Origin of the sequence: Actinosynnema sp. NPDC023794 (assembly GCF_040639675.1) — a bacterium.
Lineage (GTDB): Bacteria > Actinomycetota > Actinomycetes > Mycobacteriales > Pseudonocardiaceae > Actinosynnema > Actinosynnema luteola.
Window position 1 is genome coordinate 772,629 of sequence record NZ_JBFAFR010000001.1, and the last position, 22,022, is coordinate 794,650.

Genomic DNA, 22,022 nt, shown 5'->3' on the forward strand with positions numbered 1-22,022 from the left:
GGCGCGGCCGAGCGGCTACGCCCGCATCACGGTGGAGATCGGGATGCGGGCCGCGCGCAGCGCCGGGACGAGCCCGCCGAGGATGCCTGCCACCAGGCCCGCGACCACACCGGCCACGCCCGCCTGCCACGGGAACGCCGTGCCCTCCAGCGACGGGAACCGCGAGCCGAACACCATCAGCGCCAGCTTCAGCCCCACCACGCCCGCGCCGATCGCCAACGCCGCCGTGAGCAGGCCGGTCAGCAACGTCTCGGCCAGCACGATGCCCGCCAGCAGCAGCCGGGGCGTGCCGACGGCCCGGCGCAGCGCGAACTCCTCGATGCGCTCGCCGACCGTGGCCAGGCCGACGTTGAGGATGCCCGCCACGCCGATCAGCAGCACCAGCGCCGCCATGCCGAGGAAGATCCAGCGCATCAACGCCAGCTCCGTGGACATGCGCTTGAGCGTCTCCACCGTCTGGACCTGGATGCGGTCCGCGGGCGTGCCCGCCGCGACCAGCCTGGCGCGCAGGACGTGCTCCACCTCGACTGCGGCCGGCGTCATGAGCACCTGGAGCCCGGGGCCCATCTCGCTGCCGCTCATGCTGGTCACCGGCAGCCAGTTCAGCAGCTCGTCGGACCGCACGTAGGCGGTCGGCTGGTAGCCGCCGTCGTCCACCACGCCGACGAACTGGGGCGTGGGGTTGGCGTCCGCGCCGTCGACCCTCATCTCCGCCGGCACCTGGTAGCGGCTGAACGCCTTCGCCGCCTCCAGGTTGAGCACGAGCCTGGGCGCGAGCGACGGCGCGCCGTCGAAGTCGAGCCACCGGCCCTGCGACGGGCGGAACGGCCGGAACTGGCGGATGTCGCCCGTCAGCCCGACGAGTTGCAGCTCGATCGCCTGGCCCTGCGGCGAGGCCGCGTTGCCGTCGTCGAGCGGGCGGCAGCCGTTCTCGTCGCACGTCATCCGGGCGCCGCCGGGCTGGTCGATCGGCCCGCCACCCTCGTTGATCGGCTTCACGCCGGGTTCGCCGATGATCGCCCGCGCGCTGGTCATGGCGACGGCGTCGGTGCGGCCCTTCAGCACCTCCAACGCCACCGGCACGGCCTGACCCTCCGGCGACAGGTACATCTGCCGGGTGCCGTCCTTGCCCTGGTACAGCTCGACGTCGGCGAGCATGGCCCGGTTCGCGATCTCCGCGCCGGCCTGCACCACGACCACGGCCAGCACGCCGAGGAACAGGCTGACCATCGACAGGAACGTGCGCAGCTTGCGGGCCCGGATGCCCTGGCCGCCGATGATCAGCGACGCCCGGAGCCTGCCCGACAGCCTGATCACGCGACCACCCGCTGCCCGGCCGGGCGCAGCAGGCCGTCGGACAGGTGCAGCACCCGCCCCATCTTCGCCGCGTGGTCGTGGTCGTGGGTGACGAGCACGAGCCCGCAGCCCACGTCGGTGGCCTGCCGCAGGACTTCGACGACGAGGTTGCCGGTCTCGGTGTCCAGCGCGCCGGTCGGCTCGTCGGCCAGCAGGATCCGCGGCTCGCGCACCAGGGCGCGGGCGATCGCGACGCGCTGCTGCTCGCCGCCGGAGAGCCGGGGCGGCTTGTGCTTGGCGAGGTGGCCGATGCCGACGCGGTCCAGCGCCGCCAGCACCTTGGCCCTGCGCTTGCGCCTCGGCAGCCAGCCCTGGCCGTTGACCAGCGCCATGGCCACGTTCTGCGCCGCGGTGAGGTGCTTGAGCAGGAAGAAGCGCTGGAACACGAACCCGAACTCGGCGCTGCGCAACGCGGCGGCCTTGCGTTCGGGGATCTTCGTGATGTCGCGGTCGCCCAACAGGTACTGGCCGCCGTCGGGTCGGTCGAACAGGCCGATCAGGCTGAGCAGCGTGCTCTTGCCCGAGCCGGAGCGGCCGAGGATGGCGACGCTGTCGCCCGCGTGCACGGTGAGGTCGACGCCCGCGAGGATGGTGCGCGGCTCGTCCTGGCCCTTGAGGGTCTTGGTCAGGCCGGTGAGGTGGATCAACGGGGGCGACGCCACCGGCGGCGGCACGAGCAGGGGTGACGTGGTCACTTGCGCCCCGCTCCCGGCTCGACCTGGCCCGCGGCCTCGCCGGGTGGCAGGTTCGGTCCGGGCACGGCCAGCGTCTCCTCGCCCGTCAGGCCCGACTTGATCTCCACGACCTTGCCGTCGGTCAGGCCGAGCTCGACGTCCGTGGTCACCTTGGCGCCGTCGGGGCCGACCACGTCGACCTTGCCCTTGCCCTGGCCGCCCGCGACCGCCTCGACCGGCACGACCAGCGCGTTCTGCGCGGACGCGGTGACCAGTTCGAGGGTGGCGGCGGCGCCGTTGACCATCTTGACGTCGGCGGGCGCGGTGCACACCAGGCGCAGTCCGGTCGGCTCGGAGGAGGTGTCGGGCTCCCGCGGCTGTTGCTGGGGCGGCGGCGCGGGGGTGTTGGCGCCGGTGGCGTCGGTGTCGTCCGGCTCGGGCTGCGTGGGCGGCGGCGCGGGCACGGTGCCGACGGGCAGTGCCGCGATCGTGCCGAGCAGCGTGCACGGGAACGGACCGGGGCCGTTCTTGATCTGCGCCTGCACGACGCCCTGCGCGGCGTCGGAGATCCGGTAGGCCTGCTCGCCGTCGATCTCGGCGACGATGCCGTAGCCCGCGTGCTTGGCCGAGGCGATCGGCATGCCCGCGGTGACGGTGGCGCGGTCGTCGACCAGGCGTCCGCCGAACGTGGAGCCGGCGGGCACGTCGACGTTGGTGGGCTTGCCGTCCGTCCAGACCGTGGCGATCCGGGTCGGCCTGGTCGGCGTGGCGGTCGGCTCCTCCACGGTCCAGTAGCGCACCTGGCCCGCGACCGGGGCCACGATCCCGAACAGCGGGTTCATGGTGACCTTGCCGGTGAGGCTGACCTTGTTGGTCAGGTCCTGCCTGGTCGGCGTGGCCGTGGTCTGCACGGTGCCGCGTGGCGCGAGCTCCGGGTTGACCGGTTCGGCTCCGGTCGACGTGCACGAGGCCGCGGCGAGCACCGCCGCGGCCAGTCCGCACACGCGGACGAAGGCAGATTTCGACACCGGTCCCCCCAAAGCGATTCCCCTATCCGGTCTCGCCAATTTACCCATATGACGCCGGGGGGATCATCGGGGTTGCGTGACAACGGGAAACCGCTCTCACCCCGGTCGGGAGGAGAGCGGTTTCCGGTGGTCAGGGGTCTGCTACGCGACGGCGTGCAGGTTACCGTCGGCGCCGGCGAGGCAGCGGGCCGAGCCCGCGCCGCCGTTGACGAACTCGGTGAGGCAGCGGCCGAACTGCTCGTGGCCGGCGGCGTTGGGGTGGAACGACTGCTGGGCCAGGTGGAGGCCGATGGCGTCCAGGCCGCCGGTCACCAGCGCGTACGGGTCGACGGTCAGCCTGCGCTGCCACTCCCCCGCGGAGCTCTCGCCCTTGCTGCACGCCTCGTGGTTCTCCGTAGCGCGGGAGAGGTCGAGGAACTTCACGCCCGACCGGGTGGCCACCCCGCGCAGCGCCTCGGACAGCTGCGGCACGGCGGTCGTGCGGCCGTAGCCCGCGTCGGCCAGGCGCAGCGGGCAGCCCTGGGGGCCGTGCAGGTAGCGGTCCATCTTCTCGGTCACCGGCGAGGCGTACGAGGTGAGGACCAGGTTGTAGGAGGACGTGGCGTAACCGGCCTGGGTCATCGCGGTGCGGACGTCGCGCAGCGCGTTCTCGACCTTGGGCGCCATCCCGGCCAGCCGGCCGGGCCACTCGCGCTCCAACGTGGACCGGCAGCTCGCGCCGAACGGGTTCACCCACGCGGCCACGCAGTCGACCATGGTGTCGGCGAACCGCACGTCGTCGTTCGCGCCGACCTGCACGACGACCGTGGTGACGCGGTACTGCCGGGCGATGTCGATCAGCCGCCGCGCCTGGGAGCCCTCGGTGTAGTGCACGGTGTCGGCCAGGGACACGTTCGCCGAGTCCGCGCCCGAGCACGCGAGGTTGAACGTCCGGTCGGCCAACTGGGTGCGGTGGACCATGGCCCGGGTGGAGCGGTGGCACCAGTTGCCGTTCTCGCCCTCGGTGCCCGGTTCGTAGGACCCGGCGCCCTCGCCGGACATCGCGCTGTCGCCGAGCGACACCACGGCGGTCTGCCGGTCGTCGACGGCGCCGGCCGTGACGGGGACCGCGAAGAAGGTGGAGCCGGTGAGCAAGAGCGCGCCGACCACGGCGCCAACCTGTTTCCGCGACACCGCAGGCCTCCAAATGGGGTTGCCGTCGATCGGACGTGATCCGACCGTAGGGTGCGCGTAACGTGCCGACAACGTCCGATCGGCTGTTTTGCCCGAACCTTCGGCGGTCCGCAGGCGATCGGCCCACCTCGGGTCGACGTCGGTCCACAAAGGAACGCGCGGGCGATCAGCCCCAGACGGCGAGGTGGTCCGCGCAGGCCCGGGAGACGGCGGCCTCGTCGGACCCGTCGGTCAGGTGGCCCATCGGCAGTCCCGCGCGGACGTCGGCGGGCAGGTCCTCCACGATCTCGGCGACCTTCTGCGCCACCCACCGCGCCTCGGCGCGGCCGCCGGCGAACATCCGCGCCACGTGGGTGCAGGAGAGCGCGGCGGCGGCGAAGTCGGCGGGCGGGATCGACGCGCCGCACTCGGCCAGCGCGCCCGCCAGCACGTCGCGCACCTCGCCCGAGTCCCTGCCGCTGAGCCCGGCCAACGCGCGAAGGTCGTCACCGTCGTGTCCCTCGACCAGCCAGTGGGCGGCCCAGCCGGGCACGTCCTCGACGGGGACGGCGTCCAGGGCTGCCCGGAGCGCGACCAGTTTCGGCGTGGGGACCATGCGCCCATCCTGCGGTGCGGAGAGCCGTGGGTCGAACGAGAAAGAGCGGTGCGGTGGAGCGGAGGGAAGGCCGCCCCACCACACCCGGTCGGGACCGCTACTCGTCGAAGCCCAGGTCCTCGCCCCCGTCGAACGCCTCGTCGACGACCTCGCCCAGCACCATGCCGCCGACGACACCCGCCGCGACACCGCCGACCACCGCGCCCATGCCCGGCCCGCGGTGGTGACCGTGGTGGCCGTGCTGACCCGGGTGGCCGTAGGCGGCGTGGCCGCCGCGTTCGGCGATCTGCGCCATCCACTGGCCGACCGCGCCCGCCCAGTCGGTGTTCACCGCGTCGGCGTGCGAGGCGGTGAACCGGCCGAAGGCGTCCGAGCCGGACGAGAACATGCCGCCCCGCTTGTCCGCCTCCAGCACCACGACCAGCTCGTGCGGGCTGGTCACGAAGGTCAGCTCGACCTCGTTCACCCGGCCCGCGAACTGCGCCGGCGGGAAGAACTCGATCTCCTGGTAGAAGCCGAGTTCCTGGTGCACGCCGTGGATCCGGCCCGCCTCGACGTCGGCGGAGCGGAACTGGAAGCCGAGCTGCCCGAACGCGTCGAGCACCCGGTCCTGCGACGGCAGCGGCCCGACCAGCACCGGGTCCAGGTCGCCCTTGTCCGGCGCGCCGGAGATCACCAGCTCGGTCCGCACGCCGACCGTCACGCCGGGCAGCGGCTGCCCGCCGACCGCCGTGATCGGGGTTTCCCACGGCAGCGGCAGCTGGAACGGCACGGCCACCAGCTGACCGGCCGAGACCCGCACGTCCTGCGCCACGTCCAGGCGCAGGAACTCGGCGACGCCGCCGAACTCGTGGTCGCCGTGCTCCACCTCGACCCTGGTGACGAGGGACAGCACGATCCGGTCGATCCGGGCGTCGTTGCTGCCGCCCTGGATGCGCACCTGGCCGGTGATCACCTGGCCGGGCTGGGCGTGCGGCGTGTCGAGGACGGTGTCGACGGACGGTCCGCCGACGCCGAAGGCGCTGAGCATCCGCTTGAACATGGGGTGGTGTCCCTCCGGGGCGTGGTCAGTTCGGTTGGTCGGTCTCGTCCTCGAAGTCGCCGATCAGCTCTTCGAGGAGGTCTTCGAGCGCGGCGATGCCGACCACGCGGCCCTCCGCGTCCGCCACCAGCGCCAGCTGCGCCCGCTCCGCGCGCATCCTCGTCACCGCGCCCGCGACCGGCAGGCCGGCGGACAACGTCAACGGCGTCGTCATCAGGTCGCGGGCCGGCGTGTCGGCGCCGGCGGCGGTCGCCCGCACGGCCTCGCGGACGTGCACCAGGCCGACGAACCGCCCGTCGGCGTCGGTCACCGGGAACCGCGAGCGCCCGCACGCGCGGCTGCGGTCCTCGATCGCCCGCGCGCCGAGGTGCTCGGCGACGGTGACGGTGCGCTCCACCGGCACCATCACCTGCGCCACGGTGGTCTGCTGGAGCTGCAGCATCCGGGTCAGCAGCCGCCGCTGGCCCTCCGGGATCAGGCCGTGCTCGGCCGACTGCCGCACGAGCATCCGCACGTCGTCCGGGTGGTGCTCGTGGGTCAGCTCGTCCTTCGGCTGCACCTTCACCAGGAGCAGCAACGCGTTCGTGGTCGCGTTCAGGCCGCTCAGCAGCCGGCGCACGGCGTGCGCGAACGCCCGGAACGGCATCGCCAGCAGCAGCGCCGACCGCTCGGGGTGGCTGATCGCCCACGACTTCGGGGCCATCTCGCCGAGCACCATGTGCAGGAACACCACCAGCACCAGGCTGATCGTGAACGAGATCGCGTACGACACGCCGGACGGCAGGCCGACCGCGAGGAACAGCGGGTCGAGCAGGTCCGCCACGGCGGGCTTCGCCAACGCGCCCAACCCCAGCGTGCACAGCGTGATGCCGAGCTGCGCCCCGGCGAGCATCAGCGACAGCTCGCGCACGCCCGCCAACGCGGCCCGTGCCGCGCGGCTCGTCTCGGCGGCTTCCTCGAGCCGGTGCCGCTTCGCCGCCATCAGGGCGAACTCCGCGGCGACGAAGAACGCGTTGGCCGCCAACAGCAACAGGGACAGGAGCAACGACCACGTGGTGCTCATCGGGGCACTCCCGTGCTGAGCAGGACCCGGCTGGGCACGTGCCGCGCCACGGCCGTGACCCGCACGCGGACCGCGCCGGTCTCGACCTCGTCGCCCACGTCGGGCGTGCGGCCGAGACGGTGCAGCACCAGGCCGGAGACCGTGTCGTAGCTGTCGTGCGCGGGCAGCTCGATGCCGGTGGCGTCGGCGATCTCGTCGATCCGCAGCCGGCCCGGCACCTCCCACCCGTCGGCGCGCCGCTCCACGGTGTCGCGCACCACGTCGTCCTCGTCGTGGATCTCGCCGACCAGCTCCTCGGCCAGGTCCTCCAACGACACCACGCCCGCGAAGCCGCCGAACTCGTCCACCACGCACGCCAGCTGGCGGCGTTCGAGGCGGAGCCGTTCCAGCACGGCGGGCAGCGGCAACGTCGACGGCACCACCAGTGCGGGTGACGCGATGTCACCCACCGGTGTGGTGGCGCGGTCCTCGGGCGCGACGGTCAGCACCTCGGCCAACCCGACCACGCCGCGCAGGTCGTCCAGCCCGTCGCCGACGACGGGGAAGCGGGAGTGGCCGGTGTCCAGCAGCTCGACCACCCGCGTCACCGGCTCGTCGGCGCGGACCGCGCGCACCGAGACCCGCGGCGTCATGGCCTGGTCGGCGACGAGGCCGCGGAAGTCGAGGCCGCGGTCGAGCAGGCGGGACAGCTCTGGGTCGAGGTGGCCCCGCTCCTGGGCCTCGCCGATGATCTGCCTGAGGTCGTCCGGCGTGGCGCCCTGCGGCAGCTCCTCGACGGGCTCGATGCCGACCGCGCGCAGCAGCCGGTTCGCCGCCGCGTCGAACAGCCGGATCACCGGGCCGGTGACCTTGAGGTAGGCCAGCGTGGACGTGCTCAGCGCCTTGGCGAGGGCGTCCGGTTTCGCGATGGCGAGGTTCTTGGGGAACAGCTCGCCGAGCACCATCTGGACCGCGGTCGCGAACGTGAGCGCGACGGCCATCGACAGCGGCACGGTCAGCGCGGGTGACAGGCCCGTGTTCTCCTCACCGAGGACGGCGGCCAGTCCCTCGCCCAAGAGGGGTTCGGCGACGTAACCGGCGAGCAGCGCGGTCACCGTGATGCCGAACTGGGCGCCGGAGAGCATGAAGGAGAGGCGTTGCGTGACGCGGTAGGCGCGTTCGGCGGCCTTGTCGCCGTTCTCGGCCTGCTGGCGCAGCCGGCCCCGGTCCACCGCCATGTAGGCGAACTCCTGGGCCACGAAGTAGCCGGTGGCGGCGGTGAGCAGCACGATCGCCAGCGTGCCGGTGAGGATCAACATGGTGCGGTGCCGTTCAGCCGGGCCTGACCCGGCCTGTTACTTCCGTCTTCGTCGGCCATACCTCACACTAGCACGTGACACTGTATGGTTTGAGGCGAATTGGTCCATGTCACGCGGGCGGGAGGTGAGCGGTGGCGGAGGTGCTGCTCAAGATCGGCGAGCTGGCCGCGCGCGCCGGCGTCAGCATCCGCACCGTCGACTACTACACGAGCCTGGGGCTGATCTCGCCCGCGCAGCGCACGGCGGGCAACTACCGGCTCTACGGGCCCGGTGACGTGGAGCGCATCCACCTCGTGCAGCGGCTGGAGGTGCAGGGCGTGCCGCTGGACGAGATCGCGACCGCGTTCACCACGCGGCAGGCCGACGTCGGCCCCATCCTGGACCGGATCGACGAGGACCTGCGGGCGTTGCAGACGGCGGCGGAATCGGCGTCGCCGGAGGCGCACGGCGTGCTGACGGCCATCGCGAACCGCGTGCACTCGCTGATCACGTTGGCGCTGGAGATGCCCCCTCTCCCCTGACCCGCGCGCCGTCGTCGGCCCCGCCGTGCGGACGACGGGGGCCGACGACAGACCCGATCAGCCCAGCCAGGGGCCGAAGTGCTCGGCCACGACGGTGGTCAGGCCGCCGACGCTGAGCCGGCCGTCGACCTCGATCACCCGCAGGCCGTGTTCCCGCGCCCGGTCGACCACGTCCTCGGCCAGCAGGCGGTCACGCTCCAGGCGGTTCGCCTGCGCCCGTTCCGGGTCGCTCACCGCCGCGGAGACCTTGGCCGCCCTGGGCAGTTCGCGCAGTTGCCGTTGCCGGAACGCCTCGGTCGGCACCAGGAACACGGCCTGGCGCGGGTCGGCGATCAGCGGCGCGACGAGCTCCGGCCGCAGACCCCACCCCTCGGCGACGAGCGGACGGCCGCTGGACAGGGCGCGCAGGTCGTCGAGCACCATGCCGAAGCGCTCGGCGTGGCTGTGCTTGCTGTGCTCGGCCATCTCCTGCGGCGACGGCCGCACCCACGTCGTGTCGGGGTCGTGCGCCTGGAGGGTCTGCCACGCGTGCCGGTGCGGGTAGCGACCGGCCTGCGCCAGGGCGCGGTCGTAGTGGCCTCGGGCGTCGTGGAAGTCGTAGTGGTAGGCGGTCAGTCCGAATCGGCGTGACAGGAGCCAGGCGACGGTCGACTTGCCCGACCACTGCGCGCCACCGATCCACAGGACAGTGCTGAGTTCACCAGAAGGTCCCCACCTCATGGTGGCAAGGGTGACTGCTCCCAAAGGGGTATACAAGTCTTGTTTTTGCTGGTCAGAAGTGGTTTAGTAGTAGGAGTTCAGCCGGTTGCACGGTCCCCACCCCGCAACCGGCGGCAGTCAGGCCCCGTCCGTCGCCGGTTCGGTGTGCACGGTGACGGCGGTCAGGCGTGGGACGGCGCGCTTGAGGTGGTGCTCGACCTCGTGCGCGATGCGGTGGCCCTGCTCGACGCTCAGCCCCGCGTCCACCGCGATCGCCAGCTCCGCCCGCAGCACGTGGCCCGTCCAGCGCATCCGCACCCGGTCGGCCCGCACCACGCCGTCGACCTGCGCGGCGGCGCGTTCGGCCAGGTCCACCGACGCCGGGTCGACCGCGTCGAGCAGCCGGCCGAAGACCTCGCCGGCCGCGTCGCGCAGGACGACCAGGATGGCGACCGTCATGCCCAGGCCGACGAGCGGGTCGGCGGCGGGGAAGCCGAGGGCCACGCCGGCGCCGCCCAGCACCACGGCCAGCGAGGTGAAGCCGTCGGTGCGGGCGTGCAGGCCGTCGGCCACCAGCGCGGCCGAGCCGATGTCCCGGCCGACGCGCACGCGGTAGCGGGCGACCAGCTCGTTGCCGAGGAACCCGACCACGCCCGCCGCGGCCACGACCCAGAGGTGCCGCACCGGCTGCGGGTCGAGCAGGCCGCGCACCGACTCGTACCCGGCGTACACCGCCGAGGCGGCGATCACCAGCACGATCACGACGCCGGCCAGGTCCTCCGCGCGGCCGAGGCCGTAGGTGAACCGGCGGGACGCGGCACGGCGGCCCAGCACGAACGCGATGGCCAGCGGCACCGAGGTGAGGGCGTCGGCGACGTTGTGGACGGTGTCGCCCAGCAGGGCGACCGAGCCCGTGACCAGCACCAACACCGCCTGGACGACCGCCGTGGCGAACAGCGCCACGAACGAGACGACCAGCGCCCGCATCCCGCGCTTGCTGCTCTCGAGGGCGCTGTCCACGCGGTCCGCCGAGCGGTGCCCGTGCCCGTGGCCATGTCCGTGCGTTCTGTCGGTCACCGTTCCGCCTCTGGTCGACCTGTGGGAGCTGTCAGCATACCTGCGCAGTCACGCAGATACGCAACCAAGTAGGCTTGCGCCATGCACACCGCGTTGTCGGACTTCGACATGCCCAACGACGAGCAGGTCCACCTGGCCGCGGAGTCGTTCCGCCTGCTCGCCGACCCGACCCGGATCAAGGTGCTCTGGGCGTTGTTGCAGGGCGAGTCCTCGGTGGCCTGCCTCGCCGAACTGGCGGGCGCCGCGCCGACCGCGGTCAGCCAGCACCTGGCCAAGCTGCGCCTCGCGGGTCTGGTGAAGGGCCGTCGGGAGGGGACGTTCGTCTACTACTCCGCCGCGAACGACCACGTGAAATCCCTTCTGGCGCAAGCGCTCTACCACGCCGACCACGTCGACCGGGACATCCCGCCCGCCGACGACGCCGAGCAGGAGGTCGCGCACCACAAGCACTGAGCGGCACCGGCGGTTTCACCCTTACGTCGCAACGAACCGGGCTTATCAGTGCAGCTCAGCGGGTATCCGAAGCTCCCCACCCGGTTCGACGAGGAGCAGGACTATGGGCACCTCCCCCTCCCCCTTCCGCGACGGGAGGCCGTGATGGCGCAGTCGCGGGACCTGATCGACATCCGCAGCGGAGACCTCTTCCACCAACCCGTCCCCTACGGCCTGGTGTACCCGACGTGCACGGCGGACGGCGAAGCGCCGCCCAGCCAGCGCGGCCGGACCTGGGAGCACCTCACCGCGTCGGGTCGCGAGCTCCAGCCGGTTTCCCGGTGAAGCGCGGCGGTTGTCCCCCGACGGGGCCGTGGGCAGCAGCCCACGGCCCCGTTTTCGTTGCGGTGAAGCGAAAAACCAGCGACGGCTGGGTGACGTGACGCGGTGGGCGTGACCGAGTTCGTCCCTCCCGAGTGGACGGTCGAACGGGTTCGGGCGAACGAGGCCGAGCTGGAGCGCATCCACACTTCGCCGACTCCGGCAACGGGCCCGCGATCCGGGTCGACCACCGGCTCGACACGACCGTCGACCGGTGGCGCACAAGAGCAACGCGCTCATGGCCCGCCTTGCGCGCCGACCCGCGCCGCGCACACCGGGCAGTCCGGCACCGCCCGGTCCGGCACGCCGAGCGCGGCGAACCCCTCCGCCGCCGCGCACCACGACCGCGCCGCCTCGCCGTGCCGCCCCGCGGCGCACTCCGCCCGTGCCATCCCGTGGCGCCCGCGTGCCCGCTCGTACCGGCCGCCGAGGCGCCGGGCGTGCTCGAAGTGCCGCAACGCCAGTTCCGGCTCGCCGGTCGCCAGGCGCAGCAGCCCCAGCTGGTACCGGACCTCGCCGAGCAAGGGCGGGTCGTCCGCCACGACGCCGACCGCCAACGCCGCGTCGAGGTGGTCGCGGGCCTGGCTGAGCCCGCCGCGCGCCAGGTGCACCGAGCCCAGCCCGCACAACGCCTCGCCCTCGTGCCGCTGGTCGCCGAGCTCGCGGAACCGGACCAGGGCGTCGTGGTAGTGCGCGGCCGCGCGGTCGGGTTCGCCCGCCCGCCGGTGCACGTGCCCGAGGTTGAGGGTGGCGGCGGCCACGCCGAACCGGTTGGCCAGCTTCTCGAACACGGTCAACGCCCGCTGGCCGTGGTCGAGCGCGCGGGCCGGGTCGCCGAGCCTGAGGTGGAAGCCGCCGAGCGCGGTGTGCGCGACCGCTTCGCCGAACGCGTCGTCCTGGCCGAGCCGCAGCGCCAGCACCCGCTCGCCCTGCTCGACCGCGTCCCGGTAGCGCCCGGCCAGGTAGTGCACGACGGCGATGTTGGTCAACGTCCGCGCGGCGCCCGCGTGGTCGCCGAGTTCTTCCCACAGCGCCAACGCCTGCTCGTAGGCGTCCACCGCGTCGGTGTGCCGTTGGGAGGTCTGGTGGGCGACGCCGAGCGCGTTCAGCGTCTCGGCCTGCGCCCGGATGTCGCCGAGGACGCGCGCGGACGTCAGGCCGACCTCGTGGGTGGCGGTCCAGTCGTCCAGCAGGCCGAGGGTGAACCAGTGCCGCCACAGCGTGTTCGGCAGCCGCCAGGCGTGCTCGTGCAGGCCGGACGTGGCGGCGAGGCGGGTGGCCGCGACGAGGTTGCGGCGTTCGGCCTCCAGCCACCGCGCGGCGGTGTCGCGGTCGCCGGGGCCCGCGTCGGTCTCGACCGCGGCCACCGCTGCCGCCGCCCGGTCCAGGTACCAGTCGAGCACCCGGGCGACGGCGGCGGCGGACTCGTCGGGGTCGGCCAGCTCGGCGGCGTACACGCGCAGCAGGTCGTGCAGCCGGTAGCGGTCGAGCCCGATCTCCTCCACCAGGTGGCCGGAGGCGAGCACGGCGAGCTCGTGGCGGACGTCCGACCCGGTGGCCGCCCCGGCCGCCTCGGCGTCGAAGTCCGCGCCGGGTAACGCGCCGAGCAGCCGGAACACGCGCGCCGCAGCGGGCGGCAGCGCCCGGTAGGACCAGGAGAAGACGGCGCGCACCGCGGCGGACGGGTCGTCCGGGGGTGAGAGCAGGTCGATCCGCCTGGTCTCGTCGGCCAGCTGCGCGGCCAGCGCGGTCAACGTCGTCGAGGGTCGGCGCACGGCCCGGTGTGCCACGACCCGCAACGCCAGCGGCAGCCCGCCGCACAGGTCGACCAACCGCGCGGCGGCGGCCGGTTCGCCGTCCACGCGTCGGCCGAGCACACCGCGCAGCAGCGCCACGCCGTCGTCGGTGGACAGCGGCACGACCGCGACCGGGTGCGCGCCGTCGCGGGCGGCGAGGCCGGCGAGCTCCGCGCGGCTGGTGACCACGACGGCGCAGCCGGGCGCGCCGGGCAGCAGCGGCCGGACCTGCTCGGCGGACCGGGCGTTGTCCAGGACCAGGAGGACGCGGCGGTCGGCGAGCAGGGACCGGCACAGCGCCGAGCGTTCGGCCTCGCTCTCCGGCACGTGGTCGCGGTGCACGCCCAACGCGCGCAGGAACTCGCCCAGCACGGCACGCGGCGGCGCCGGCTCGCCTTCCCCGTGCCCGCCGAGGTCGGCGTAGAGCTGCCCGTCGGGGAACCGGTCGGCGACGCGGTGCGCCCAGCGCAGCGCGAGCGCGGTCTTGCCGACACCGGGTGTGCCGACGAGCGCGACCACGACGGGCCCGCCGGCAGGAACGGCACGTCGATCCCCCGCCACCGAACCGGCGCCCGACACCGCCCTCGGGTCCAGGTCCGCCCCACCGGCACGTCCGGCGACCGCGGCGAGCGGCCCGTCCCCCAGCCGAGCCGCCGCCCGCGCGGTGAGCAGGGCGTCCAACTCGGCCAGGTAGCCGTCCCTCGCGACCAGGTCACCGGCCGGTGGCAGCTGGCGAGGCGTCGGCGTGGCGGCGGGCGCCGGGGTGTCGGCGTCGGCCAGCAGCCGCTGGTGCAGGTGGCGCAGGTCCGCACCCGGTTCGACGCCCGCATGCTCGATCAGCAGCCCGCGCAACCGCCGGTAGACCTCCAGCGCCTCCACCCGCCGTCCGCAGCGGTGCAGGGCGAGCATCAGGGCCCCGGCCACGCGTTCCCGCCCGGGGTGCTCGGCGGCCAACGCGGTCAGGTCGCCGACCACGTCGTGGTGCCGACCCAGCTCCAGGTCGGCCTCCAGCCGGTCCTCCAGCGCGGCCAGCCTCTCCTCGGCCAGCGCGACCACCAGGCGGTTGCGCAGCGGGCCGTCGGCCGTGTCCGCCAACGGCGCGCCGCGCCACTCCCCCAGCGCCGTCGCGAGCAGCCGCCGCCGCACCGCCACGTCGGCCGTGGCCCGCGCCCGTGCCACGTCCTCCCGGAACCGGTGCAGGTCGACGTCCGCCGGATCGATGTCGAGCCGGTAGCCGCCGCCCGTGCCGACCAGCGCCACGCCGAGCCCGCCGAGCAGCTTGCGCAGCCTCGACACGTACACCTGGAGCGTGCCGCGGGCGGTCGGCGGCGGCACCTCCCACAGCGCCTCCGCCAACCGCGCCACCGGCAGCACGCGACCGGCTTCCGACGCCAGCACCGCCAGCACGCACCGGAGCTGCGGACCCGGCACGGGGATCAGCCGATCCCCGTGCGCCACCTCGACCGGACCCAGGACCGACAACCGCACCGTGCCCCCCATGACCGGTGAAATTAGCGACAGTCCCGGCCCGGACACAGGCTGTCCGGCTGTCCGGAGCTGTCCCGGACAGCAGGCCGGACCCGTGCTCGACCACCGGCCCACTGCCGCGGCGAAAAGCACATGACTGTCGGTGGTGATCGGTAGGCTCACCGTGCGGACCCACAGCGGAGGAGGCCGAGTGACGGCGAGCGACGGGCAGCTGGTCGGCGACCTGGCCAGGGCCATCGACGAGTCGGACTTCGCCTGGTCGCTGGTGCTCGTCGGCGAGGACCAGCGGGACAAGCTGGCCGCGCTGACCAGCGATCTGCTCGGCAAGCCGTCGACCAGCGGCGACGGCAAGCAGATCGCCTCCGGCTACGCCTACTGGGGCATCGGGCCGACGATCGCCTGGGCGCACGCCTGCGCCGACCCGTTCTACCTGGTGATGAAGCAGAGCCTGGACTCGTTCACCCGCCGCTGGGGCCGGGTGCGCGGCCGGGTCGGCGAGGGCTTCCACCACGTCAGCTTCGGCGTCGGCACGGGGCACAAGGACCGGCTGGTCCTGGAGCACCTGCTGGAGCACAACCCGGGCCTGCTCTACGTGCCGGTCGACATGAGCTCGGAGATGTTGCGGCTCGGCACGCAGGAGGCCACGCACCGCGTCGGCCTGCGCGGGCACCGGGTGGTGCCGGTGCAGCTCGACTTCTCCATCCCCGACAACCTGGCCGAGCTGCGCGAGCTGATCCACCGGCTGGTCGGCGACGAGCCGGTGCTCTACTCGCTGCTGGGCAACACGCTGGCGAACTTCGACCACGACGGCGAGCTGCTCGCGAACCTCACCGCGCTGGTCCGGCCGCAGGACCTGTTCCTGCTGGAGGTCGCCACGACCGAGGCGTTGAACGACGACCTGGCGCAGGACGCGGTCGAGGAGTACGCCCGCAGCCGCGCGTACCGCGAGTTCGTGACCAGCTCGCTGCTGCACAACACCGACCTGACGATCAACGTGGACGCGGTGCAGTTCCGGGGCGCGGTCGAGGGCGACCGGGCGTTGAAGGTCAAGGTCGTCTACCAGAACCAGACCGGCGGCGACATCATGATGATGCTGCCCGACCGGAACCGGGTGCCGTTCCCCGACCGGGACACCATCCGCCTCTACCTGACCCGCAAGTACGCCCGGAAGGCGTTGGACGGGATCGTGCGCGAGGCCGGGATGCGCAAGGTCACCGGCACGCACTCCGACTTCGGCGTGCCGCGCTCGTCGCAGGGCTTCGGCATGGACCTGCTGCTGCTCGCGCCCGGCGAGCCGGTGCCCGCGCCGAGGGCGGTCGACGACGTGGCCAACGTCATCTGGGGGAACTGACCCCCGATGACCCGCATCGCGATCACGGCCCTCACGTTCGGCGCGCTCGCGGTGGCGATGGGGCTGGGCGTGAGCTGGTTCGTCGTGTCGGCGCCGGGCGAGCGGTGGGAGCCGGCGGTGAACTCGTTGGCGCTGCTCGCGGGCATCACGGGCATCTTCGCCGAGCGGTGGGCGTCGCAGCGCGAGCAGCGCAACCAGGCGATCGAGTCGATCCGGCTGGAGATGGCGCGCAACCGGGAGACGCTGGACGGCGAGGCGTTCAGCGCGAGCTCGCGCGGCAGGCGGGTGTACCCGAGGCTGGTGCAGTCGGCGGTGGACTCGGCGTTGTCGTCGGGCGCGCTCAGCCCGCACCGCGACGCCGAGCTGATCGACCTGCTGCACCGGTGGCGCACGGCGGTCGCGTCGGTCAACCGGCGGCTGGAGCTGACCGAGATGCTGGTGTTCACCAGCGCGTCGGACGAGAAGGCCGAGCAGTTCCACACGGCGCTGCACAGCGCCAGCAGCTTCTTCCAGGGCGTTCGCACGCTCCTCGACGAGGCCCAGGACGCCCTCGGCGGGCCGGTGCGGCCCTAGCGCCGCGACCGGCAACCTTCGCCGCGTCTTCGGGCGCTCGGCAGGCGCCTCGCGGCACTAGCTCGCGGCCAGCAGCCCGCCGTCGGCCGGCGCGAGGTCCAGCCCGTCCACCCAGCGCGCCACGACGGCGGGTTCCGGCCGGACCGGGCCGCGCAGCCTGGCCAGCACGAACGGCGGCTCGGCGCTGTCGGTCTCCACCGCGACCGACCAGCCGCGGTCCTCGTCCCACAGCAGGGCCACGTCGCGGTCGGTGAAGCCGGGCAGGTGACCGTCGAGCGCGAGGTAGGCGCCGAGGCGGGAACCGTGGGACTGCACGCACGAGCACTCGCCGCTGAGGCCGAGCGCCCGCGTCACGTCCGACACGTAGGCCAGCACCGCGCGCACCGCGCTGTCGTCATCGAATTCCCAGTCCATCTCGCACCACCGTCCCCGCACCCGATGTCCCCGGTCGGCACCGACCACTCGCCGCGGTCCGGGGTAACCCGATCGTGCGGTTTCAAAACCCGTACGTCCGGACTTCTGGCCGGCGAGACGTCAGGGAGCGACCGGACCAGGCTTTTCGTACAGGTAGGAGCCCACCCAGTCGACCGCGTCCCGGGTCGGCTCCGCCGGTGGGGCGGCCACGAAGTTCGCCGCGTCGTCGACGCTGCCGGTGCCGTCGTAACGGGCGGTCAGCGGGTAGGGGAACACCGGCCGGGTGCGGACCGCGTCGCCGGCCCGGCCCGTCGCGACGACTCGGTCCGGCGCGGCGCCGTGCTCCACCCACGCCAGCAGTTCGCGGATCGGGTCGAACCCGGTCAGCGTGCCGCCGCCACCGCAGTGGTGCATGCCGGGGACCATGAACACCCTGGCCCAGGAGCGGACGTCCCCGTCGCGTTGCGCCAGCCGTTCGTAGTAGTCGAGCAGGGCGCGCGGCGGAACGCCCTGGTCGCTCCAGCCGTGCCAGAGGATCAGCTTGCCGCCCGCCTCGCGGAACTCGTCCAGGTCGAGGCTCATCGCGTTGCCGCGCACGCCCTCGACGTTGAGCCGGGCGAACTCCTCGGCGGTGAACTCGACGTCGGCCAGCGACGAGCCGGGCGAGCCGACCGGGAAGCCCATGTGCTTGAGGAAGTTGTCCGCGAGCAGGGCGGAGAACGTGGCGGCGCGGGGACTGGTGGTCGGGGTGATCCAGTCCACCCAGGCCCGCTCGGAGCCGCGTTCCTGCCCGGCCGGGTAGAGCCGCTTGCCTCGGGCGTCCTTCGGGCCCGCGTACAACTTGCGCACCACGTCGAGCTGCTCGGGCGTGAGGCACTTGCCGCCGGCGGCGGTGCACAGCAACGGCGCGGGGTCGTAGTCGCACCGGCGCGGGTCATCGATCTGGTCGTCCACCAGGCCGTCGATGCGGTCGCAGTGCCGCACGACGGCGTCGTGCAGCAGGGGCAGCAGATCGGCCGTGAGCACCGGCAGCCCGTCCGCGCCGGTGTTCGTGCGGGCCAGCCACGCCTGGTAGAGCACGAGCGGGCTCTGGTAGTTGGCGGGCGCGCCGGCGATGATGCCGTCGAAGTCGTGCGGGTAGCGCTGGGCCAGCAGCAGCCCTTCCCGGCCGCCGTTGGAGCAGCCGGTGAAGTAGGAGAACGAGGGCGGGTCGCCGTAGAAGTCCTCGATGACCCGCTTGGCTGCCATCGAGACCACGTGCGGCGCGCGGAACGCGAAGTCGTCGCGGGCGGCCTGGTTGGCGGCGGCGGGCCTGCCGTCGGCCGACCGGACCGTGCCGCGACCGACGTGCCCGTCGTCCGTGGCGGCGACCGCGACACCGCCGACGTCCGGTCCGCAGTCGGGGAACGAGGGCGACACGAGCTCGCCGCAGAACCCGCCGCAGCCGTACTGGAGGTAACGGCCGGTGTAGGTCGTGGTCGGCAGCTTCAGGTGGAACCGGACCTCCGGCTCGACGTACCCGAGCACGGCGCAGTGCGCCGCCTCGTCGCCCTCCCCCACCGCTTCCGCCTGCGTCACGTGCGCGCGCGTGCCGGGGATCTCGAAGTCGCGCACCAGGTCCGCGCACTCGGCCACGGGCCGGATCGTCGTGCCCTGCTCGCCGGGCGCGGCGGCGAGGGCGGCCACCAGAGCCACCACGATGCCGACCAGCACGCCCCACCGGATCACGCGCACCTCCATCCCCGCCCATTCTGCCGATCACTCGCGCACCGATCGGATCCCGGGTCCGGCGGCGGCCGGACCCAGCCCGTTCGTGCGGAGTATCCCCTGTTCGGGGCGTTGGCGGACCGGAAATGGATCAGGGACGGGGTGTGAGCACCGCAACGCCCGCGATGTCGTCCAAGTACGCGGAGGTGAAGCCACCGGCGACGTTCTCCGCCTCGGCGATCACCACCGTGACGCCGTCGAGCACGGCGGAGTCGTAGTTGTGCGCCGTGAACGGGACGTCAGCGATCTGGAGTAGGGACCCCGACAGCGGCGTGAGGTCGCCGGTGCCGTGGATGTCCTCGAGCCTCTTGAACTCGCGGGCCTTGTCGCGGTCGTCGAACTCGATCCAGGCGACGAACACGACGGCCGTCCCACCCTTGTCGTCCGTGAGGGTGAACAGCATCCGATCGAGGGCTGCGCAAGGTACGGCCTTCAACAACTCCTGCACCTGCCCGAACGAGTGGGACACGCACTCGTCGTCAGCGCGAGTCGCCCGATCGACCACGCGGAGACCGGTGTCGCGCCAGATCTCGTCCGGATCGCCAGGCGCCGCGAGCCCACCAGCCCCAGCGGCAACCACACCGGCCAGCGCGGCGGCGGCGATCAACCCACCGGACCCCACACCACCACCTCCACCCCGTCCGGCACCTGTCACCCACTGGTACCCGCTTCGACGGTAACTCCCACCTGCCGACGGCGGACAGGCCAATCCCCAACGATCACGACCGGCGGCGCACTCGGGATCTGCGCCGGCGACCCCGTCACATCGAGCCGGGCTTGAGCGTGACCACCGACCCGAACTCAACCACCACGCGGAACCCGACCCCCCAGCTCAAGACCCGAATGCCGCAACCACCGCGGCCATGTCCGCCCCTTCCCCCACCCGCCCCGCCGCCACCCGGTAGTGCTCGTTCAACACCCGCATCAGCCGATCGTCGGTACCAGCCACCGCCATCGCCGCCATGATCAGCTCACTGTCCTTGACCGCGCCGTCCACCCCGAACGACGCCGTGAACTCGCCGTCGATCATCGCCCGTCCCTTGACCTGCGCATGAGTGCTGTCCACCGGACCACCGGCGATCAACTCCAAGAACGCGTCGGGGTCCAACCCCAACCCGCGCGTCAAGGCCACCGCCTGCGCGGTCGCAGCCGTGATCGACAGCACCCACGAGTTGGCCGCCAGCTTGAGCCGCTGCCCGTCCCCGGGCCGTTCACCCGCCCACACCGTGCGCAGCGCGATGGCGTCGAACACCGGCGCGAGGAACTCCCGCACCTCCACCGGACCGGCCGCCAGAACGGTCAGCTTCCCCTGCTCCGCCGGTGCGCGCGTGCCGAGGACGGGCGCGTCCACGAACGGCACGCCGTACGTCGTGGCCAGTTCCGCCAAGTGGTCGACACCGTCCAAGCCGACCGTGCCGCACTGCACCCACACCGCACCGCGCTCGACCGACGGCAACGCCTCGGCCATCACCCCGGCGGTGGCGTCGGCGTCGAACAGCATCGTGAGCACGACGTCCGCGCCGACGACCGCGCTCTTCGGGTCGTCGGCGACCAGCGCACCCTCGTCGGCCAACGGACGCGCCTTGGCCACGCTGCGGTTCCACACCACGACGTCCATCTTGGACCGCAGCAGGCTCCGCGCCATCCCGGCGCCCATCAGACCCGTTCCCAACACCACCGCGCGCATGGACCCAACATTCCATCCAGGACGGTGGACCGCATCACGAGGGCGACGACGCCAGGTATCCGGGCGCCCGGCGGGCGGGCGCCGCCCGTTCGAACGCGGCAGCGAACCGCAGCACGGTCGCGTCCTCCCGGTACCCGGCCATGAACGACACCCCGATCGGCAACGGCCCGGCGAAACCCGCCGGGACGGAAGCGTTCGGGTACCCGGACACGGCCGCCGGCGTCGACGACCCCAGCTCGAACGCGTCACCGCCGCCGTACTCGGTCCGCCACGCCGGCCCGTTCGTCGGCGCCATGATCACGTCCAGCCGGTGCGCGGCCAGCACCTCGTCGATCGAACGGCGGGCGAGCGAGGTCGCGGTCCGGCGCTGCTCGACGTACGCCGGATCGGTCAGCGGCGGAGCCTTCGCCGCCTCGACGAACAGCTCCTGCCCGAACTCGCCCAGCTCCACCGGGTCGGCCTCGTTGAACGCGATCAGCTCGGTCAACGTCCTCGGCACGTCGCCCGGTCGCGTCTTCAGGTACAGCTCCAGGTCGTGCTTGAACTCGGTGATCAACGCCGGGAACTCGGCGGCCTCGACCTGCTGCTGGTACGGCAGCTCCACCTCGACCACCACGGCGCCGGAGCGCCGCAGGACGTCCACCGCCGACTGCACGACCCGGTCCGCCTCGGCGTTGCGCCCGGCCTTGCGCCACACGCCGACCCGCTTGCCGTTCACCGTCGCCGACCCGAGGCCCGACGCGTGGTCGACGCCCTTGCCCTCCAGCACGGACATCAGGATCGCGGCGTCCACCACGTGCCGGGCCATGGGACCGGCCGTGTCCTGCCGCGACGAGATGGGCACGATGCCGTCGCCGCTGATCCGGCCGAGCGTGGGCTTGAGACCGACCACGCCGTTCTGGCCGGCCGGGCACACGATCGAGCCGTCGGTCTCCGTGCCCACCGCGACCTGCGCCAACGACGCCGCCACCGCCGCGCCAGAGCCCGACGACGAGCCGCACGGGTTGCGGTCGAGCACGTGCGGGTTGTTGGTCTGCCCGCCGGTCGCGGACCACCCGGACGTGGACGACGTGGAGCGGAAGTTCGCCCACTCGGACAGGTTCGTCTTGCCCAGGACCACCGCGCCCGCGTCACGCAGGCGTCGCACCAGCTCGGCGTCGTCTCGCGGCGGCACGCGCAGGGCACGTGAACCGGCGGTGCTGCCCATGGTCCTGGTGTCGATGTTGTCCTTGAGCAGCACCGGGATGCCGTCCATCAGGCCCTTCGCCCGCCCTTGCCGACGTCGCCGGTCGCTCTCCGCCGCCTGCGCGAGCGCTTCGGGGTTCAGCGCGACGACCGAGCGGACCTCGCGGTCGACGGTCTCGATGCGGCGCAGGTAGGCGCGGGTGAGGTCGGCCGAGGTGAGGGTGCCGGCGTCCATTCGGCGGACCAGGTGCGGGATGGTGGCCGCGTCCAGGTTCTCGACCGGGCGGGTGCGGGCGTGGGCCGGTGGGGCGACGACGAGCACGCACAGCAGGGCCCCGAGCAGGGATCGCATGCTGGTACCCCAGTCCCGGGGACCGTTCGCGGTCAACCCGCCGTTGGTCGGGGGTTTCGGGGGGCGTGGG

General features: G+C 73.1%; 21 protein-coding genes. 5 read left to right on the plus strand and 16 right to left on the minus strand.

From position 1 onward, the window contains the following. Window positions 1-15: 15 nt before the first annotated feature. The 8 genes from AB0H12_RS03445 to AB0H12_RS03480 form a co-directional block, all read right to left on the minus strand. Window positions 16-1,317 (minus strand): ABC transporter permease, encoded by a 1,302-nt coding sequence (locus tag AB0H12_RS03445; RefSeq protein ID WP_499620493.1) that lies wholly within the window; start codon window positions 1,315-1,317, stop codon window positions 16-18. After that, complete coding sequence (locus AB0H12_RS03450) at window positions 1,314-1,985, minus strand: ABC transporter ATP-binding protein (protein WP_499620812.1); 672 nt, start codon at window positions 1,983-1,985, stop codon at window positions 1,314-1,316. The genes AB0H12_RS03445 and AB0H12_RS03450 overlap by 4 nt, the downstream gene beginning before the upstream one ends. A 62-nt stretch (window positions 1,986-2,047) precedes the next feature. Beyond that, window positions 2,048-3,058, minus strand: a complete 1,011-nt coding sequence (locus AB0H12_RS03455; RefSeq protein WP_499620494.1) for an efflux RND transporter periplasmic adaptor subunit — start codon at window positions 3,056-3,058, stop codon at window positions 2,048-2,050. A 141-nt stretch (window positions 3,059-3,199) separates the two neighbouring features. Next, window positions 3,200-4,207: a GDSL-type esterase/lipase family protein gene (locus AB0H12_RS03460; RefSeq protein ID WP_499620496.1), complete on the minus strand. Its 1,008-nt coding sequence runs from the start codon at window positions 4,205-4,207 to the stop codon at window positions 3,200-3,202. Between the two features lie 190 nt (window positions 4,208-4,397). After that, the gene (locus AB0H12_RS03465) at window positions 4,398-4,826 is read right to left on the minus strand and encodes a hypothetical protein (RefSeq protein ID WP_499620497.1); all 429 of its coding nucleotides are present in this window, start codon (window positions 4,824-4,826) and stop codon (window positions 4,398-4,400) included. A 97-nt stretch (window positions 4,827-4,923) separates the two neighbouring features. Then, a complete protein-coding gene (locus AB0H12_RS03470; protein WP_499620499.1) occupies window positions 4,924-5,868 on the minus strand; it encodes a sporulation protein in 945 nt (314 codons plus the stop codon). A gap of 25 nt (window positions 5,869-5,893) precedes the next feature. Further along, window positions 5,894-6,931, minus strand: coding sequence for a hemolysin family protein (locus tag AB0H12_RS03475; protein ID WP_499620501.1), 1,038 nt, complete (start codon window positions 6,929-6,931; stop codon window positions 5,894-5,896). After that, on the minus strand, window positions 6,928-8,229 hold the full coding sequence (locus AB0H12_RS03480; protein WP_499620502.1) for a hemolysin family protein: 1,302 nt from the start codon (window positions 8,227-8,229) through the stop codon (window positions 6,928-6,930). The genes AB0H12_RS03475 and AB0H12_RS03480 overlap by 4 nt, the downstream gene beginning before the upstream one ends. 131 nt (window positions 8,230-8,360) lie before the next feature. Between AB0H12_RS03480 and AB0H12_RS03485 the strand changes: the two genes are divergently transcribed. Next, window positions 8,361-8,750, plus strand: coding sequence for a helix-turn-helix domain-containing protein (locus tag AB0H12_RS03485; RefSeq protein ID WP_499620503.1), 390 nt, complete (start codon window positions 8,361-8,363; stop codon window positions 8,748-8,750). A 57-nt stretch (window positions 8,751-8,807) separates the two neighbouring features. On the opposite strand, the gene AB0H12_RS03490 is transcribed toward AB0H12_RS03485, so the two are convergent. Next, on the minus strand, window positions 8,808-9,470 hold the full coding sequence (locus AB0H12_RS03490; protein WP_499620504.1) for a hypothetical protein: 663 nt from the start codon (window positions 9,468-9,470) through the stop codon (window positions 8,808-8,810). Between the two features lie 117 nt (window positions 9,471-9,587). Next, complete coding sequence (locus tag AB0H12_RS03495) at window positions 9,588-10,526, minus strand: cation diffusion facilitator family transporter (protein WP_499620505.1); 939 nt, start codon at window positions 10,524-10,526, stop codon at window positions 9,588-9,590. Between the two features lie 81 nt (window positions 10,527-10,607). Here AB0H12_RS03495 and AB0H12_RS03500 point away from each other — a divergent pair, with 81 nt between their 5' ends. Next, a complete protein-coding gene (locus tag AB0H12_RS03500; RefSeq protein ID WP_499620506.1) occupies window positions 10,608-10,979 on the plus strand; it encodes an ArsR/SmtB family transcription factor in 372 nt (123 codons plus the stop codon). A 144-nt stretch (window positions 10,980-11,123) separates the two neighbouring features. Next, window positions 11,124-11,303: a hypothetical protein gene (locus tag AB0H12_RS03505; RefSeq protein ID WP_499620507.1), complete on the plus strand. Its 180-nt coding sequence runs from the start codon at window positions 11,124-11,126 to the stop codon at window positions 11,301-11,303. Between the two features lie 272 nt (window positions 11,304-11,575). On the opposite strand, the gene AB0H12_RS03510 is transcribed toward AB0H12_RS03505, so the two are convergent. Continuing rightward, the gene (locus AB0H12_RS03510) at window positions 11,576-14,635 is read right to left on the minus strand and encodes an AfsR/SARP family transcriptional regulator (RefSeq protein ID WP_499620508.1); all 3,060 of its coding nucleotides are present in this window, start codon (window positions 14,633-14,635) and stop codon (window positions 11,576-11,578) included. Window positions 14,636-14,813: 178 nt separating this feature from the next. Here AB0H12_RS03510 and AB0H12_RS03515 point away from each other — a divergent pair, with 178 nt between their 5' ends. Both AB0H12_RS03515 and AB0H12_RS03520 read left to right on the plus strand, forming a co-directional pair. After that, window positions 14,814-15,974, plus strand: a complete 1,161-nt coding sequence (locus tag AB0H12_RS03515; RefSeq protein WP_499620510.1) for an L-histidine N(alpha)-methyltransferase — start codon at window positions 14,814-14,816, stop codon at window positions 15,972-15,974. Window positions 15,975-15,980: 6 nt separating this feature from the next. After that, window positions 15,981-16,547 (plus strand): hypothetical protein, encoded by a 567-nt coding sequence (locus AB0H12_RS03520; RefSeq protein WP_499620512.1) that lies wholly within the window; start codon window positions 15,981-15,983, stop codon window positions 16,545-16,547. Between the two features lie 57 nt (window positions 16,548-16,604). Here the strand turns inward: AB0H12_RS03520 and AB0H12_RS03525 are convergent, their stop codons facing one another. From AB0H12_RS03525 to AB0H12_RS03545, 5 genes are all read right to left on the minus strand, one after another. Continuing rightward, entirely contained in the window at window positions 16,605-16,961 is a 357-nt protein-coding gene (locus tag AB0H12_RS03525; protein WP_499620513.1) for a DUF6292 family protein, read from the minus strand. Window positions 16,962-17,081: 120 nt separating this feature from the next. Continuing rightward, entirely contained in the window at window positions 17,082-18,701 is a 1,620-nt protein-coding gene (locus AB0H12_RS03530) for a tannase/feruloyl esterase family alpha/beta hydrolase (RefSeq protein WP_499620515.1), read from the minus strand. A 118-nt stretch (window positions 18,702-18,819) separates the two neighbouring features. After that, entirely contained in the window at window positions 18,820-19,350 is a 531-nt protein-coding gene (locus tag AB0H12_RS03535; RefSeq protein ID WP_499620516.1) for a hypothetical protein, read from the minus strand. A gap of 210 nt (window positions 19,351-19,560) precedes the next feature. Beyond that, complete coding sequence (locus AB0H12_RS03540; protein WP_499620517.1) at window positions 19,561-20,415, minus strand: NAD(P)-dependent oxidoreductase; 855 nt, start codon at window positions 20,413-20,415, stop codon at window positions 19,561-19,563. 34 nt (window positions 20,416-20,449) lie between these two features. After that, window positions 20,450-21,952: an amidase gene (locus tag AB0H12_RS03545; RefSeq protein ID WP_499620519.1), complete on the minus strand. Its 1,503-nt coding sequence runs from the start codon at window positions 21,950-21,952 to the stop codon at window positions 20,450-20,452. Window positions 21,953-22,022: the final 70 nt, after the last annotated feature.